This window comes from Streptomyces sp. NBC_01428, assembly GCF_036231965.1.
In the GTDB taxonomy this organism is placed as follows: Bacteria; Actinomycetota; Actinomycetes; order Streptomycetales; family Streptomycetaceae; genus Streptomyces.
Map to the genome: position 1 here is coordinate 6,664,045 of NZ_CP109499.1, position 15,992 is coordinate 6,680,036.

Below are 15,992 nucleotides of genomic sequence, written 5' to 3' on the forward strand. Positions count from 1 at the left end.
GGACGCGGCCACTGCGGACCGGCGCCTTCGTGTGCTCGTCGGTGGCGGCCGCCCGTCCCCGGAGGGGTCAGCCCCGGCCGCTGACGCGTCCCTGGAGGAGCCGGGAGAGCGCCGCGTGGACGTCGTCCAGGGAGCGCTCCGGCTGGAACGCCTGCCAGTCCAGGGCCGCCACCAGGACCATCCCGACCAGCGCCGCCGCGGTCAGCGGGATGTCGATCTCGTCGCTCAGCTCGCCCTCGGCGACCGCGTCGCGCAGCACGCCCTCCACGACGGCGACCGCCTGCTGCCGCACCACCATCAGCGTGGACTGCCACGCGCGGTTGGTGCGCCACAACTCGGCCACGTACAGCTGGGTGAAGGCCGGGTAGCGGTCGATGAAGACGAGACCGGCGCGGATCATCGCGTCCAGCGCGTCGACCTTGCTGCCGCCGTCCCGCGCGGTGCCCTCCGCCGCCTCCCGCAGCGAGGCGGTGAGGAGTCCCACCCCGTGCCGCAGCAACTCCTCGAAGAGGACGGACTTGCTCGCGAAGTTGTAGTAGACCGTGCCTTTCGCGACCCCGGCACGCTCCGCGATCTCGTCCACCGTGGTGGCGGAGAAGCCCTGCTCGGCGATGAGGGTGACGGCCGCCTCGTAGAGCTTCTGCCGGGTGGCCTCGCGGCGGCCGCCGCCGGCCGCCGTGGTGCTGCTGCTTTCCATGGCCCCGATTCTCACAGGAGCGCCCGCGTGCCGGGTCACAGGCTCAGCTCCGGGTGCAGCCGGTCGAGGGTCCACACCTGTTTGCGACGGGCCGAAAGGGCGGTCAGGGCGAGGGCGCCCGCGGTGAAGGCGGTCAGGACGGCGCAGGCCGGCCAGACGGGTCCCAGGCCGCCGCCGGTGATGAGCCGGCGCAGCGCCTCGACCACGTAACTCATCGGCAGGAAGGGGTGGATCGCGTTGAAGAAGCCCGGACTGGTCTGGACGGGGTAGGTGCCGCCCGCGGACGTCAGCTGGAGCATCAGGAGGGCGAGGACGAGGATCCGTCCGGCCGCTCCGAAGCGCGCGTTCAGCCACTGCACGATCGCCGCGAAACACGCCGTGACGAGGAACAGGAACCCGACCGTTCCGCCGGCCCGCACCATCTGGAGGCCGATCCCCCAGTGCAGCACCGCCATCAGGGCGGCGGTCTGGAGGACGCCGACGGCGACGACCGGGAGCCAGCCGGCCAGCGCGATGCGCCAGGCCGAGGCACCCGCGGCGAGCGCGCGCCGGTTCAGCGGCTGGATCAGCATGTACGCCACCATCGCGCCCACCCACAGCGACAACGGGATGAAGTACGGGGCGAATCCGGTGCCGTAGTTGGGCGCCTTGTGCAGGTCCCTGGAGGCCAGTTGGACCGGGTCGGCCATGACCTGGGTCCGCCGGTCGCGGTCGTCCTTGTCGTAGTCGGGGATCTTCTTGGCGCCGTCGTGCAGCCCGCCGGCCAGTTTGTCGGAGCCGCCGACGAGTTTGTACAGGCCGCCGTCGAGCGTGGTCGCGCCCGTCTTCAGGCGGCCCAGGCCGTCGTCGAGGTCGGCGGCGCCGGTCTCGGCGGTGCCGAGCCCGGAGTGCAGCCGCTTCGCCCCCTTGGCGACCTTCGCGGCGCCGTCGTTCAGCTTGTTGATCTTGGAGACGGCGTCGTCGAGGTCCTCGGAGAGGTGCGGCGAGCGGTCGGCGAGTGCCTGGGCCTGCTTCCCCAGTGTCTTCAGGTTCTTGTCCATCGCGGCGAGGTCGCCGTCCTGGTCGTCGATCAGCGTGTCGAGGTCGTCGGCGACCTTCACGACGTCGGAGGCCGCCTCCTTCGCCTTCTTCAGCTCGGGACACGCCGGGTCGGGGACGGGCAGCGTCGTGCACCGCGCGCGGTAGACGCCGTCGAGCGCGTCGGACGCCGCGTGGGCGCCCTTGGCCGCGAGCGGAGCCGTCGTCACCAGGGTGTCCAGGTTGTGCCGGATCCCCGAGGTCGAGTCGGCGACGAGCTGCGCGGTGTCCCCGATCGACTTCTCGTTGTCCTTCAGGAACGGCCCCACCTTGTCCGCGACCCCGTTGACCTTGTCCGCCAACTGCTGGGTGCCGTCCGCGACCTGGCGCGAACCGTCCTCCAGGTCGCCCGCGCCCGTGGTGAGCTTCTTCAGGCCGCCGGAGAGCTTCCCACTGCCCTTCTTGGCCTCCTTCAGACCGTCGGCCAGGTCCTTGGAGCCCTTCTTCGCCTTGCCGAGGCCGCCGTTGAGCTCGTCGGCCCCCTCGGCCGCCTGCACGGTCTTCCCGTGGATGTCCGAGAACGAGATGAAGATCTTGTCCAGGAACGAGCGCGAGGTCTTCGTGGACGCCGCCGTGCGGACCTCGCCGAACACCGTCCGGGAGATCTGCCCGACGATGTAGTTGTTCGCGTCGTTGGTCCGCACCTGGAGAGCGCTCGTCTCCGGCGAGCTGCCGGAGCTGGACGCGATCCGCTCGCTGAAGTCGCCCGGCATCGTGAGCGACAAGTAGTACGTGCCGTCCTCGACACCCCGGCGCGCCTCGGCCGAACTCACCTCGTGCCACTCGAAGGTGTCGCTGTCGTGCAGCCCCTCGGTGATGTCGTCGCCGACCGCGATCTTCCGGCCGGCGGCCGTCGCGCCCTTGTCGTCGTTCACCAACGCCACGGGTATGCGGTCGAGTCGGCCGTACGGGTCCCAGAACGACCACAGGTAGAGGGCGCCGTACAGCAGGGGCAGCAGCAGGAGAGCGACCAGCGCGGCACGGGGGAGCTTGCCCCGGCCGAAGCGGCGGAGCTCAAGAGCGGCCAGTTTCGGCGAGCGCATCGGCCGACTCCTTGTCGTCGTCGTTGTCTTCGCTGTCGCTGTCGCTGTCGCTGTCGCTGTCGCTGTCGCCGGTGGCCGGGGTGTGGGCGTCGACGGGGGTGTCGGTGTCCGCCGGCGTGGTGGTGGACACGACCGGGACGCCTTCAGGGGCCTCGCTGCACACGGCGAACACCGTGACGCCGGACGCGGCGAGCGAGGACAGCAGGGCCCACGCCTCGGCCCGTTCGGCGTCCGAGAGCTTGAGGTCGGTGTCGTCGACGCCGAGCAGCAGGGGACGGCCGATCAGGGCCAGCGCGATCTCCAGCCGCAGGGCTTCGAGGCGCTCCAGATCCCGTACGGCGGTCCTGGCCCCCTTGGGGAGCGCCTCCGGGTCGAGCCCCGCGGCGGCCAGGGCGGCCTCGATCCGCAGCGCGGCCCCGCGCGCCCGCTCGCCGCGCGGCCGCAGCAGGGACCGCAGCGAGCCGCCGAACCTCCGCTGCAGCAGGGCCCGTTCACGCAGGTGCTCCCCGACGGTCAGCGCCGGGTCGAGGTCCGTGACCCCGGGCACGTGCGCGACCGCGCTCACCCGGCGCACCGCGCCCAACTGCTTCGGCAGCCTCGACGGACCGACGGCCGCCGTCCCCTCGGTGGCCTTCATCCGTCCCGTGAGCGCGAGCAGCAGGCAGGTACGGCCCGACCCGGACGGTCCCTCGATCGCGACGAGCGATCCCGGCTCCACGTCGAACCGGACCCCTCGGAACGCCCAGCCGCGGGGTCCCTTGAGCCCGAACTCCTCGGCCGTGACGCCCAGTCCGTGCGGACCGTCCACAGCTTCCCCATCCCCTGGAACATCGAACTACTTTTGAACTGACTGGTCAGTGCAAAAACTACTCCGAACCTTCGATCGAAGCAAAATCCCAGGTCAGAACGGATTGTCAGTGCCATACCGCACGATGGGCACATACGGCCACAGTGCCGTCACACGACGACAGGAGGTTCGTCATGGCCAGCTCGTCCGCAGCCGCCGCACGCCGGCGCCGCGCCACCGGCCCTGCCCCCTCACTGACCGGCCCCGCCGGCGACGTGCATCCCGTGCTCCGCCGGGCCACCGCGCCACCCGCCGCTCTCGACCTGCTCGCCCAGGCCCGCGCCGGCCTCGACGAGGCGACAGCGCTGGAGACATCGAACGAGCGCTATGCGACTGCCCACTTGGCGGCGCTTCGAACAGCCGCCGCCGTACTCGCCGCCCGCGGCCGTCCGGAGCCCACGTCCCGCCGCAGGGCCCGCATCCGCAGCGCCTGGGAGGTCCTCCCGGAGATCGCACCCGAACTGACCGAGTGGAGCGCGCTGTTCGCCTCGGGGGCGACCCGCCGCGCCCGCGCCGAGGCGGGCATACGGGGAGCGGCCACGACGCGTGACGCCGACGACCTGATACGCGACGTCGCCGTGTTCCTGCGTCTCGTCGAACGCATGCTCGTCCTGCAACCCGTGCTGCCCCAGCCCCGGCAGGACCAGGAGGCCGAGCCGGGGGAGGGGCGGGAGTGGGGGAACCGGAGGAGCCGCGGGGATCAGGTCGGCACCTGATCGGCGTCCGATCCGCACCCGATCCGCCTCCGACCGGTGTCCGATCCGCACCCGGCGGGCGTCCCCCGGGCACGGGATCGGCACCCGGTCGGCACGTGGTCCGGCGCGCGTGAGACGGGGGATCGGCCACGGCGGCGGAGGCAATAGGGTGGAGGCGCCTGCTGCCTCCCGCCGGGGGGCCCGAAGATCGCTCCGCCGTTCACGAGGCGGTGCCGCGCCGAGGAGTCAACTGCCGTGTCGGACCCGATGCGCCCCCGCGCTTCTCTCCGTACCGCCGTGGTCTGGGAGGTCCTCAAGGACGCCCTCGACCGCCGGGTCAAGGCCGCCGGGCGGGAGTCGCTCGACGTCCTGGATACTGGAGGCGGCAGCGGCAACTTCGCCGTGCCGGTCGCCCGCCTCGGACACCGGGTCACCGTCGTCGACCCCAGCCCGAACGCGCTCTTCGCGCTGGAGCGCCGCGCCGCCGAGGCCGGCGTGGACGACCGCGTGCAGGGCGTCCAGGGCGACGCGCACGGACTCTTCGACGTGGTCGACCGCGGCGGCTACGACGCGGTGCTGTGCCACGGCGTCCTGGAGTACGTGGACAGTCCGGCCGAAGGCGTCCGCAACGTGGTGGACGCCCTGCGGCCCGAGGGTGTCCTGAGTCTCCTCGCCGCGGGGCTGGGCGGCGCCGTGCTCTCCCGTGCCCTCGCCGGTCACTTCAAGGAGGCGCGACACGCCCTGGACGACCCGGACGGACGCTGGGGTGAGGGTGATCCTGTTCCGCACCGTTTCACCGCCGAACAGCTCACCGCTCTGGTCACCGGCGCGGGCCTGCACGTGGCCGCCGTGCACGGGGTCCGGGTCTTCGCGGACCTGGTCCCGGGAGTCCTGGTGGACACCGAGCCGGGCGCGCTGGAGGCGCTTCTGAAGCTGGAGGCCGCGGCGGCCGAACTCGCCGCCTTCCACTCCGTGGCCACACAGCTCCATGTGCTCGGTGAGGCCCGCGGGGCCGTCGAGGGCTGAGTGCCGCCCGTGGTGCGCCGCTGATCAGGGGCTCGGCGTCAGATGGAGTACGCCACAGACCACCCGATCGTGTGCTCGGCGCCGTATGATCGAGGGAGACCGTCCGGCATGACGGACCGTTCGCTGGGGAATGCACGCCTCAGTGGATCGGGGTGCCATGGCGGGTTCCGGTTGGCGGATTGGCGTAGAGGGGCGGGTTTCACGGGGGCGATTCCCTGCCTATCCTGAAGGGGACCCCCGGTCGCCCCGGCGACTGCACGATGAGGAGGACTCCGTGCCGCTCTCGGAGCACGAGCAGCGAATGCTCGAGCAGATGGAGCGAGCGCTGTACGCCGAAGATCCCAAGTTCGCGACAGCGCTTGAGGGAAGCGGGCTGCGTACGTACACCCGGCGACGGGTCTACCAGGCGGTCGCGGGCTTCCTGGTGGGTATCGCGCTCCTCATGGCTGGAATGGTCGCAGTTCAGATCTGGCTGAGCGTGGTGGGCTTCCTCGTCATGCTGGGCTGCGCGGTGCTCGCCGTCACCGGCTGGCGCAAAGCTCCCAAGCCGGGTGAACAGCCGACCGCTGCGGGTTCGCCCGCCGCTCGCCGTCAGGGCCGGCAACGCCGGTCCGTGATGGATCGGATCGAACAGCGCTGGCAGCGTCGTCGCGACGAACAACAGGGCGGTCAGTAGACCTCCGGTGTCGTAGCCGAAGACCTTGTACGTGAGGGGGCGTCCACCCGGTCGGGTGGACGCCCCCTCAGGCATGCGTTCACGGCACCTTCCACGCCCCGCGCTGCGGACTCACGGGGGCGTTCTTCCGGCCCGGGCCGGGCCTCGCGACCCCGGCCCACGCCGGGCTCTGGACTCCTGCGCCGATGATCGACGGCCTGTGCGGCCCGCCGCCGAGTGGGGCGCCGCCCTGAGGGCCCACGGGCCACCGCCGTGGGACGCGCGACAGACCGGAGCCCGGCCGCAGATCGTGCGAGATCTGCGGCCGGGCTCCGGTCTGTCGATCAGGGATTCTGGCCCGACGGGCGGGGGCGACGGAGGACGGTGTCCAGACGGGCCGACAGGCGCGTTCTGAACGTGGTCCAGGCTGCCGCCGTGGACCAGGCCACCCGGACGGCCGAACGCGGGGCGAGAAGAGCACGCAATCGTGCGGGACGGCTGGCGGAGGCTCTCAAGGCCCCCTCGATCCGGCGCGCGTCCTCCGCGAGACCCGTCACCGGCCGGGGACGCGGAGCGTAGAGCACCTGCTCCACGGCCGCGGCCAGCCGGTGCACCGAGGCCGAGGCCTCCGGTCCGAACTCGCCCAGCCGGGCGATCCGCTCGGCGGCCTTTCTCGGGGTCTGCGACTCCTCCGGCGGGATCCCGTGGTCCCACGCCGTGTCCGTCACCTCCAGCCAGGCCGCCAGCGTGTACGCCGGGACATCGGCCTCGGTGCGGCCGTGGCCGCCGAGCCGGACGGCACGGACTCTCATCCGCCAGAGCATCGGCAGCAGCGGCAGCCCCAGGACGAGAAGGCCGGCCAGGGTGAGCCCGAGGATCTTGAACCAGGGCCAGTCGTCGTCGGACGGGCCGACCGCCGCCGCCGAGGACTCGCTCGGGCAGGCCTGCAGCTTCCGCAACTGCGTCGAGCAGCTCTCGCTGGCCGACGGGGCCGTGGAGGGTGCCGCGGACGCCGAGTCGGACGGCCTCGGCACCACCGGCAGGTCATTGCCCGGGGTGTCCGACTGCGTGTACGCCGGCACCGTGCCCCGGCTGGGGGTCGGCTCGAAGCGGGTCCAGCCCACCCCCTCGAAGTACAGCTCGGGCCAGGCGTGCGCGTCCCGCAGCCCCACCGACATCGATCCGTCGGCCTGCGGGGTGCCCGGGGTGAAACCGACCGCCACGCGGGCCGGGATCCCCAGCGTCCGTGCCATCGCCGCCATCGCGAAGGAGAAGTGGACGCAGAAGCCCTCCTTCTCCTTCAGGAACCGTGCGATCGCGGCGGAGCCGCTGCCGGCCTGCACCTGGGTGTCGTACCGGAAGTTGCCGCTGACGGCGAAGTAGTCCTGGAGTTTGACCGCTTGCTCGTACTGGTTGGCCGAGCCCCGGGTGACCTTGCGGGCCGTGTTCGCGACGACCGCGGGCAACGACTCCGGCACCTTCGTGAACTCGCGCTTCAGGGAGGCCGGAGGCGGCGGCGCGTCCGCCAGCTGCTGCGCCGTCGGCTGCACCATCAGGCTCGTCACCTGGTACTGCACCCCGCGGGTGTTCTGGCCGTGGTCGCCGACGAGGGTGCGCCCCACGGGCTCGTACCGCCAGGAGCCGCTGATGTCGACCTTGCTGGCCGGGTAGGGCATCGGCAGCCAGTCCTGCCCGTACCACTCGGCCGCCGAGATGCGGGTCTGGATCGCGGACCGCCGGACGTCACCGCCGAGGCCGATCGGCGCCGGGAACGTCTTCGGCACCTCCTGGATGTGCCGCTGGGCCGGCTTCCAGGCCGTGCCGTCGAAGTCGTCCAGCGAGACGATCCGCAGATACAGGTCCTGGGTCTCGTTCGTGTTGGTGCGATAGGTCATGACCGTGCGGTCCTCGTCCACGTTCAGACTGTCGCGGAGCGAGACCAGCGGGTTCACCGCGGAGATGGTGCCGCCGCCTCCGGGGCCGTTCCCCACGCCCCGCCCCGTGCCGTCCAGCAGACCGCCGTCCAGGGAGGGCAGGGCGAGCGGCACGACCAGGGCGATGCCCAGCGCGACCGCGCCGATCCGCCGCCCCGTCCTGACGGGTGCGACGGCGCCGGTGGCGAGGTCCGGGCCGGGCGCGCGCGGGGCCCCGCCGAAGACACGGCCCCACTGCGAGAGCCGGTCGCGGCCCTCGGCCAGCAGAAGCATCAGATAGCCGGCCGCGGCGAGCAGGAACCACAGCCAGGCCGCGCCGCCACCGGCGAGACCGGCGGCGACCGAGTACAGCGCGAGCAGCGGCAGTCCGGCGGGCGCGGCGCTGCGATAGGTCACCGCGAGGGCGTCCACCGCGAGCCCGATCACCAGGACACCGCCGACCAGCATCAACCGGATGCCGTCCGACAGCGGGGCCGGGATCGAGTACCTGCCGACGTCGTCGGTGCCCGCCTGGAGGAGGGTTCCCAGGTGCTGGAACGCCTCCGGGCCGGGCACGATCAGGGCGACGGCCTGCTGGCGGGCGAAGACCAGGGTCAGCATCATCAGCGTCACCAGCGCCTGCGCGGCCACGGTCAGCGGCCGGGCCAGCGGAACCCGCCGCGTCAGGGCACCCACACCGCTCTGGACGGCCAGCAGGAACGCGGCCTGGAAGAGCCAGGTCGCCGGGTCCACCAGCGGCAGCAGCGCGCAGGAGGCCATCAGTGTGGCCGCGGTCGCGCACACGGCCAGTCGGGCCCGCCCGCTCATATGCCACCCCCCGTGGTCGTCCCCGTCGACGCCATGTGCGTGCGCAGGCGGTCCGCCTCCCGCCACAGCTCGGCCAGGGGCACCCCCCGCGGCACCGTGACGGCGGTCCAGCCCGCCTCACGCAACATGCGCAAGCGGTCCTCGCTCCTGTCCAACGGGCCGGACACGTCGGAGGGTTCCCGCACCCAGGACTCACTGTCCAGCAGGAACGCGACGGCCCCACCGCTGCGTTGGCGCATCTTGCCCAGCACCGAGGCCTGTTCCTCGTCGAGGTCCCCGAGGAAGGCGATCAGCAGCCCCTCGTTCCCGCCGCGCAGCACGTCGTACGCGGGGGACAGGCCCGTACCGTCCGAGTGGTCGATCACGGCGAGTGTGTCCATCATCATCCCGGCGGCGTCCGCGGACTCCTGGCTGGCGCCCGTGAAACCCTCGGCGCCCTCGCCGGGGACCGAACTGCCGGTGTCCGTCAACAGCCGCACGGAGAAGCCCCGTTCGAGCATGTGCACCAGCGTCGACGCCGCGCCCGCGACCGCCCACTCGAAGGCCGAGTCGGGGCCCGCGCCGCGGAAGGCGACGCCCCGGGTGTCGAGCAGCACCGTGCAGCGGGAACGCTGGGGCTGCTCCTCGCGACGGACCATCAGCTCGCCGTAGCGCGCGGTGAGCCGCCAGTGCACGCGGCGCAGGTCGTCGCCGTAGCGGTACCCGCGCGGGATGATGTCGTCCTCGCCGGCGAGCGCCAGCGACCGCTGCCGTCCGTCGCCGTACCCCTTGGCCTCGCCGGTCAGCCGCACCGGCGGCAGCGCCTCCACACGGGGGATGACCGTCAGGGTGTCGTACGTCGAGAAGGAACGGGTCAGCTCGCACATCCCGAACGGGTCCGTCAGCCGCAGCTGCAGCGGACCCAGGGGGTACCTGCCGCGCAGGTCCGAGCGCACCCGGTAGGACACCTCGCGGCGCCCGCCCGCCTCCACCCGGTCCAGCACGAACCGGGGGCGCGGACCGAGCACGTACGGCACGCGGTCCTGGAGCATCAGCAGTCCCGTGGAGAGCCGCGAGACGTTCTCCATGCGCAGATGGACGCGGGCCTCCGAGCCGGCGGGCACGCGCGCGGGGGAGAGCCTGCGGCTGCCGGCGACCCGGTAGCGGGTGCGGTACAGCACGGTGGCGCAGACCAGCGGCAGCACGGCGAGGAGCAGGCCGACCCGGAGCAGGTCGCTCTGCCCGAGGACGTAGGCGCAGATCGCGGCGGCCACACCGGCGGCCAGAAAGGACCGCCCGCGTGTGGTGAGCCCGGCGAGCGCGGTGCGCAGCCCGCCCTTGTCCTCCTCGGCGGTGTGCTCCGTGCCCCCGTGGCTCATCACAGCCTCCGGGGCGGCTGCTGGCCGAACGTGGGTGCCCCCCGGCCCATCGTGAGACCGGACTGCTGCTGGGGTGCGGCAGGAATGGCGGTGTGCTGGAGGATCTCCAGGACGACCTGCTCGGCCGTTCGGCGGTTCAGCTGCGCCTGGGCCGTGGGCAGCAGGCGGTGCGCCAGGACCGCGACGGCGAGCGCCTGCACGTCGTCCGGCAGGGCGTAGTCACGGCCGCTGAGGGCGGCGGACGCCTTGGCGGCGCGCAGCAGGTGCAGCGTCGCACGCGGCGAGGCCCCGAGTCTGAGATCCGGATGGGTGCGGGTGGCGGCCACAAGGTCCACCGCGTACCGGCGGACGGGGTCGGCGACGTGGACCGTGCGGACCGCGTCGATCAGCTTGACGATGTCGTGCGCGTGGGCGACGGGCTGGAGGTCGTCCAGCGGGTTCACCCCGCCGTGCACGTCCAGCATCTGCAGTTCGGCCTCGGCGCTCGGGTAGCCGATGGAGACGCGGGCCATGAAGCGGTCCCGCTGGGCCTCCGGGAGGGGGTAGGTGCCCTCCATCTCGACCGGGTTCTGGGTGGCGACCACCATGAAGGGGCTGGGCAGTTCGTAGGTCTGCCCGTCGATGGTGACCTGCCGCTCCTCCATCGACTCCAGGAGCGCGGACTGCGTCTTGGGCGAGGCGCGGTTGATCTCGTCGCCGATCACGATCTGCGCGAAGATCGCACCCGGCTTGAACTCGAAGTCACGCCGCTGCTGGTCCCAGATGGAGACACCGGTGATGTCCGACGGCAGCAGGTCGGGTGTGAACTGAATGCGCCGCACCGAGCAGTCGATGGACCGCGCCAGTGCCTTGGCCAGCATGGTCTTGCCGACGCCGGGGACATCCTCGATCAGGAGATGTCCCTCGGCGAGCAGCACGGTCAGCGAAAGCCGTACGACCTCAGGCTTGCCTTCGATCACTCCTTCCACCGAACTGCGGACACGCTCCGCAACGGCGGTCAGATCAGTGAGGCTCGCTCGATCGTCATAGGTCGTCACCCGGCCCTCCTCGGCCCTTTCACGGGCCGACGCCCTGTGCGGACCGGCCCACCCCGAAACACGGACACCACGCGCGAACAGTTCCGCGTGACGCCACACCCGCATTCTTGTTGCCGTTACCGGTTCGTGTCACTCGCCTGTGGACAACTGGCCGCGATATGTCAGCTCTTACGGTCCTTTGGGCACCGTGAGGCCGGGGTTTTTCGTGAAGAGAGGGTCCCACGCGGTGACGACCGCGGCGACCTGGGGCTTCGCGGGCCGAGGGTCAGGCGGGGTCGATCTCGCGGAGCAGACCCGTGGTCACGTCGAAGACGAAGCCGCGCACGTCGTCGGTGTGCACCAGGAACGGGGAGGTGCGCACGCGCTGCATCGACTGGCGTACGTCCTGGTCGACGTCCCGGAAGGCCTCGACCGCCCACGCGGGGCGCTGGCCGACCTCCATCTCCAGGTCGTGCCGGAATTCCTCGGTGAGGGATTCCAGGCCGCAGCCGGTGTGGTGGATGAGGACCACGCTGCGGGTGCCGAGCGCCCGCTGGCTGATGGTGAGGGAACGGATCACGTCGTCGGTGACCACGCCGCCCGCGTTGCGGATGGTGTGGCAGTCGCCGAGTTCCAGGCCGAGCGCGGCGTGCAGGTCCAGCCGGGCGTCCATGCACGCGACCACGGCGACGTGCAGCACGGGGCGCGCGTCCATCCCCGGGTCGGTGAACGCGGCGGCGTACTGCCCGTTCGCGTCGACGAGCCGGTCCGTGACGGTGCGGTCCGCGGCTATGGCGCCTTCGGGTTCGGTGGGAACGGATGCAGAAGTCGTCATAGCCACGACGTTACTGGTCACGTGCGGAGTAGTCCTGCTGTGAGAGGGGACAAAGAACGCCATCGCGGCTTGTTGTGAGCTAATCCACACGGGCGGTGACGGTCGGCCCGTACGGGTGATTCGTGCCGATATGCGGCTTCGTTCCGAGCGGTGCCCGCGACGCGCAGGCCGGTTGATTGACCGCGCGACACCGTGGACTAAAGTGACGCGAAGCGGGAGGCGAGGCTCTCCCCGCTGGACTGACTTCCCTGGAGACCCGGCGACTTTCCGGCGTCTCCCCACGTGCGCGGCGCGTACGTACGGCTCGGCCTCCTCCCGCTCCCGGTCGGCTGACGCCTCTCATCCGGCGCCAGCAGGCCTCCCCTTCCCGAGCGGGTGGGGACCCGGCGGTGCGTATCGCCGCGCCGGACCTGAGAGGGCCCGGAATGCAAGGGCGCGAAGCGCTTCCGACCGAGGACGGCAGCGGGCGACCGGAGGGACAGCGGCACGTCCCGGTCATGCTCCGGCGGTGCCTGGACATGCTCGCCCCGGCCCTCACCGAGCCCGGAGCCGTGGTCGTCGACTGCACGCTGGGCCTCGGCGGTCACAGCGAGGCACTCCTCACCCGGTTCCCCGACGTACGGCTCGTCGCCCTGGACCGCGACAAGGAGGCGCTGCGCCTCTCCGGGGAACGCCTCGCACCCTTCGGTGACCGGGCCTCCCTGGTGCACGCCGTCTACGACGAACTCCCCGACGTGCTGGACCGCCTGGACATCCCGCGCGTCCAGGGCGTCCTGTTCGACCTCGGCGTCTCCTCCATGCAGCTCGACGAGGCGGACCGCGGGTTCGCGTACGCGCAGGACGCGCCGCTCGACATGCGCATGGACCAGACGACCGGCATGAGCGCCGCCGAGGTCCTCAACACCTACCCGCCCGGCGAACTCGTGCGGATCCTGCGCGCGTACGGCGAGGAGAAGCAGGCCAAGCGGATCGTCTCCGCCGTCGTGCGCGAGCGCGACAAGGACCCCTTCACCAACAGTGCCCGCCTCGTCGAGCTGATCCGTGACGCGCTGCCCCAGGCGGCCAAGCGCACCGGCGGCAACCCGGCCAAGCGGACCTTCCAGGCGCTGCGCATCGAGGTCAACGGCGAACTGAGCGTCCTGGAGCGGGCCGTCCCCGCGGCGGTGAAGACGCTGGCCGTCGGCGGACGCATCGCCGTGCTGTCGTACCACTCGCTGGAGGACCGGCTCGTCAAGCAGGTGTTCGCGGCCGGCGCCGCCAACACCGCGCCGCCCGGACTGCCCGTCGTCCCCGAGCGGTACCAGCCCCGGCTCAAGCTCCTCACCCGCGGTGCCGAACTTCCCACCGAGGAAGAGGTCGCCGAGAACCGGCGAGCGGCACCCGCCCGGCTGCGGGGAGCGCAACGCATCCGTGAGGACGCCGCCGAGTGAGGCGCGGGGAGAAGGAGGGCGAGTGAGCGGAAAACCCGAACTCAGGGGGAGGGCCGCCCGGCTCGCACGGCTTCTGCCGGCCGGCGCCGGACAGGCCGCCCGCACCCCCTTCGTCCTGCTGGTCGTCCTGCTGCTCGGGGGCGGCCTCATCGGACTCCTGGTCCTGAACTCGGCGCTCAGCGAGGGCGCGTTCCGCCTCGACGACCTGCAGAAGGACACCAAGAGCCTGACCGACGAGGAGCAGGCACTGCAGCGCGACGTGGACGCCTACTCCGCTCCCGACGCCCTCCAGCGCCGCGCCCGCGAGCTCGGCATGGTCCCCGGCGGCGACCCGGCCTTCCTCAACCCCGACGGCACGATCCTGGGTGTCCCCGGATCCGCCGCCCGGCAGTCCGCCGCGCGGACGCCGGTGACCCCGCCGCCCGAGGTCCTCGCCCCGGTCGCGGCCGCACCGGCGAGCCCCGCGGCCCCGCCCGCCCCCGGGCAGTCCTCCCCGGGCCCGCTCACCACCCGGGCCCCCGCCCCGTCCACACAGCCCTCCACGATCCCCGGCAGGTGACGGAAGTGTCCGACAGGGAACCGCCCCGCCGCCGTGTGCCCGGCCCCGCCCGGCCCGTGCCCCCCGGCGGCCGGCGCCGACCGGGCCCCGGCGGCCGGCCCGTGCGCCGGCCGGCCTCGCGCCGCCCCGCAGGACCGCGCGTCATCCGGCTCGGCAGCCCGCGCCCCCGGCTGCGCATGGTGAGCCTCGCGCTGACGCTCGTGATGATCGCCTTCGTCGTACGGCTCCTCCAGGTCCAGGCCGTGGACGCGAGCACCTACGCGGCGAAGGCCGAACAGAACCGGTACGTCGGGCGCACGCTGGCCGCCGTACGCGGCGGGATCACCGACCGCGACGGCATCGAACTGGCCACGAGCGTCGACGCGTACGACATCACCGCGGACCCGACGATGTTCACGCAAGCGGCCACCAAGGTGACGGACGCCCCCGAGCAGGCCGCGGCGCTGCTCGGTCCGATCATCGGCCAGGACACCGACACCGTCGCGAAGAAGCTGCGTGCGAAGAACACCCGCTACACCCTCCTCGCGCACCGCCGCACCCCGCAGGTCTGGCAGCAGATCAAGGACCTGAAGAGCACGCTCGCGACCAAGGCGGAGACAGACAAGGGCACCGTCAACGTCCTCGCGGGCGTCCTCGCGGTGCCGGCCAGCAAGCGCGTGTACCCGAACGGCGCTCTCGCCGCCGGGATACTGGGCTGGGTCAACGCCGACGGCAAGGGCGGCGGCGGCATCGAGCAGCAGCTGAACAAGGAGCTCTCCGGCAAGGACGGCAAGATCCGCTACGCCCAGTCCGGCGGCCGTCAGGTACCGACCGTGGGCTCCACCGAGACGCCCGCCGTGGCCGGCTCCGACGTCGAGCTGACCATCGACCGCGACATCCAGTGGGCCGCGCAGGACGCCATCACCGAGCAGGTGAAGAAGTCCAGGGCGGACCGCGGCTACGTGATAGTGCAGGACACCCGCACCGGCCAGGTCCTCGCCATGGCCAACTCGCCCGGCTTCGACCCCAACGACCTCACCCAGGCCAACGCGGCGGCCATGGGCAACGCGGCCCTCCAGGACGCGTACGAACCCGGCTCCACCGCCAAGCTGATGTCGATGGCCGCCGTCCTGGAGGAGAACGCGGCGACGCCGACCACGCATGTCGTGGTGCCCAACCGGCTGCACCGCGGCGACCGGCTCTTCCAGGACGACATCGACCACGCCACCTGGTACCTGACGCTCAACGGCGTCCTCGCCAAGTCCAGCAACATCGGCACCATCCTGGCGACCGGTCAGCTCGGCAAGACGCAGAAGCAGGCCAACCGGGTCCTCTACTCGTACCTGCGCAAGTTCGGCATCGGCAGCCACACCGGGCTCGCCTTCCCCGGCGAGACGGCGGGCATCCTCGCGCCCCCGGACACCTGGTCGACCTCGCAGCAGTACACGATCCCCTTCGGCCAGGGCGTCTCCATCAACGCGATGCAGGCCGCGTCCGTCTACTCGACGATCGCCAACGGCGGCGTCCGGATCGAGCCGACGCTGGTGCGCGGGGCGAAGGGGCCCGACGGGCGCTTCACCCCCGCCGCCGAGCCCAAGAAGACGAGGGTCGTCAGCGAGAAGACGGCGAAGACCCTCGCCCAGATGCTGGAGTCCGTGGTGGACGACGAGCAGGGCACCGGCATCAAGGCGCGCATCCCCGGGTACCGGGTCGCGGGCAAGACGGGTACGGCCAACCGCGTGGATCCCGCCACCGGCAAGTACCACGGCTACACCTCGTCGTTCGCCGGGTTCGCCCCCGCGGACAAGCCCCGCATCACCGTGTACTGCGCGATCCAGAACGCCACCAAGGGCAGCTACTTCGGCGGTCAGATCTGCGGGCCCGTCTACAAGCAGGTCATGGAGTTCGCGCTGAAGACCCTCCAGGTCCCGCCCACCGGCGCCCAGGCCGCCCGGCTGCCCGTCACCTACACGCCGTGACCACCCCCGACCGCACACCCTGATCAGCCCCCACGCACAACGGACCAGGAACCAC

13 protein-coding genes are annotated in these 15,992 nt (G+C 72.0%); 6 read left to right on the forward strand and 7 right to left on the reverse strand.

The annotated features are described in order from the left end of the window. Nucleotides 1–67 precede the first annotated feature (67 nt). Genes OG406_RS28830 through OG406_RS28840 form a run of 3 tightly spaced genes read right to left on the reverse strand, consistent with a single transcriptional unit; the run spans nucleotide 68 to nucleotide 3,625 of the window. Nucleotides 68–697, reverse strand: coding sequence for a TetR/AcrR family transcriptional regulator (locus OG406_RS28830; RefSeq protein ID WP_081216751.1), 630 nt, complete (start codon nucleotides 695–697; stop codon nucleotides 68–70). A gap of 35 nt (nucleotides 698–732) precedes the next feature. After that, on the reverse strand, nucleotides 733–2,817 hold the full coding sequence (locus tag OG406_RS28835; RefSeq protein ID WP_329188532.1) for a YhgE/Pip domain-containing protein: 2,085 nt from the start codon (nucleotides 2,815–2,817) through the stop codon (nucleotides 733–735). Continuing rightward, a complete protein-coding gene (locus OG406_RS28840; RefSeq protein WP_329188534.1) occupies nucleotides 2,789–3,625 on the reverse strand; it encodes an ATP-binding cassette domain-containing protein in 837 nt (278 codons plus the stop codon). The genes OG406_RS28835 and OG406_RS28840 overlap by 29 nt, the downstream gene beginning before the upstream one ends. Before the next feature lie 173 nt (nucleotides 3,626–3,798). Here OG406_RS28840 and OG406_RS28845 point away from each other — a divergent pair, with 173 nt between their 5' ends. From OG406_RS28845 to OG406_RS28855, 3 genes are all read left to right on the forward strand, one after another. Continuing rightward, nucleotides 3,799–4,380 (forward strand): SAV_6107 family HEPN domain-containing protein, encoded by a 582-nt coding sequence (locus OG406_RS28845; RefSeq protein WP_081216748.1) that lies wholly within the window; start codon nucleotides 3,799–3,801, stop codon nucleotides 4,378–4,380. Between the two features lie 234 nt (nucleotides 4,381–4,614). After that, nucleotides 4,615–5,385: a methyltransferase gene (locus tag OG406_RS28850; protein ID WP_164373970.1), complete on the forward strand. Its 771-nt coding sequence runs from the start codon at nucleotides 4,615–4,617 to the stop codon at nucleotides 5,383–5,385. A 274-nt stretch (nucleotides 5,386–5,659) separates the two neighbouring features. After that, nucleotides 5,660–6,061, forward strand: a complete 402-nt coding sequence (locus OG406_RS28855) for a DUF3040 domain-containing protein (RefSeq protein ID WP_081216746.1) — start codon at nucleotides 5,660–5,662, stop codon at nucleotides 6,059–6,061. A 323-nt stretch (nucleotides 6,062–6,384) separates the two neighbouring features. On the opposite strand, the gene OG406_RS28860 is transcribed toward OG406_RS28855, so the two are convergent. The 4 genes from OG406_RS28860 to OG406_RS28875 form a co-directional block, all read right to left on the reverse strand. Next, a complete protein-coding gene (locus OG406_RS28860; protein WP_329188539.1) occupies nucleotides 6,385–8,781 on the reverse strand; it encodes a transglutaminase TgpA family protein in 2,397 nt (798 codons plus the stop codon). Next, on the reverse strand, nucleotides 8,778–10,139 hold the full coding sequence (locus tag OG406_RS28865; RefSeq protein ID WP_267050559.1) for a DUF58 domain-containing protein: 1,362 nt from the start codon (nucleotides 10,137–10,139) through the stop codon (nucleotides 8,778–8,780). The genes OG406_RS28860 and OG406_RS28865 overlap by 4 nt, the downstream gene beginning before the upstream one ends. Continuing rightward, nucleotides 10,139–11,176, reverse strand: coding sequence for an AAA family ATPase (locus tag OG406_RS28870; RefSeq protein WP_164373973.1), 1,038 nt, complete (start codon nucleotides 11,174–11,176; stop codon nucleotides 10,139–10,141). The genes OG406_RS28865 and OG406_RS28870 overlap by 1 nt, the downstream gene beginning before the upstream one ends. Nucleotides 11,177–11,441: 265 nt before the next feature. Continuing rightward, nucleotides 11,442–11,990, reverse strand: coding sequence for a beta-class carbonic anhydrase (locus tag OG406_RS28875; protein WP_329188541.1), 549 nt, complete (start codon nucleotides 11,988–11,990; stop codon nucleotides 11,442–11,444). A 425-nt stretch (nucleotides 11,991–12,415) separates the two neighbouring features. Between OG406_RS28875 and rsmH the strand changes: the two genes are divergently transcribed. Genes rsmH through OG406_RS28890 form a run of 3 tightly spaced genes read left to right on the forward strand, consistent with a single transcriptional unit; the run spans nucleotide 12,416 to nucleotide 15,937 of the window. Beyond that, nucleotides 12,416–13,420 (forward strand): 16S rRNA (cytosine(1402)-N(4))-methyltransferase RsmH, encoded by a 1,005-nt coding sequence (gene rsmH / locus OG406_RS28880; RefSeq protein ID WP_164373975.1) that lies wholly within the window; start codon nucleotides 12,416–12,418, stop codon nucleotides 13,418–13,420. Between the two features lie 22 nt (nucleotides 13,421–13,442). Continuing rightward, nucleotides 13,443–13,979: a septum formation initiator family protein gene (locus tag OG406_RS28885; RefSeq protein WP_329188542.1), complete on the forward strand. Its 537-nt coding sequence runs from the start codon at nucleotides 13,443–13,445 to the stop codon at nucleotides 13,977–13,979. A 5-nt stretch (nucleotides 13,980–13,984) separates the two neighbouring features. Continuing rightward, nucleotides 13,985–15,937, forward strand: coding sequence for a peptidoglycan D,D-transpeptidase FtsI family protein (locus tag OG406_RS28890; protein ID WP_323178201.1), 1,953 nt, complete (start codon nucleotides 13,985–13,987; stop codon nucleotides 15,935–15,937). Nucleotides 15,938–15,992 lie beyond the last annotated feature (55 nt).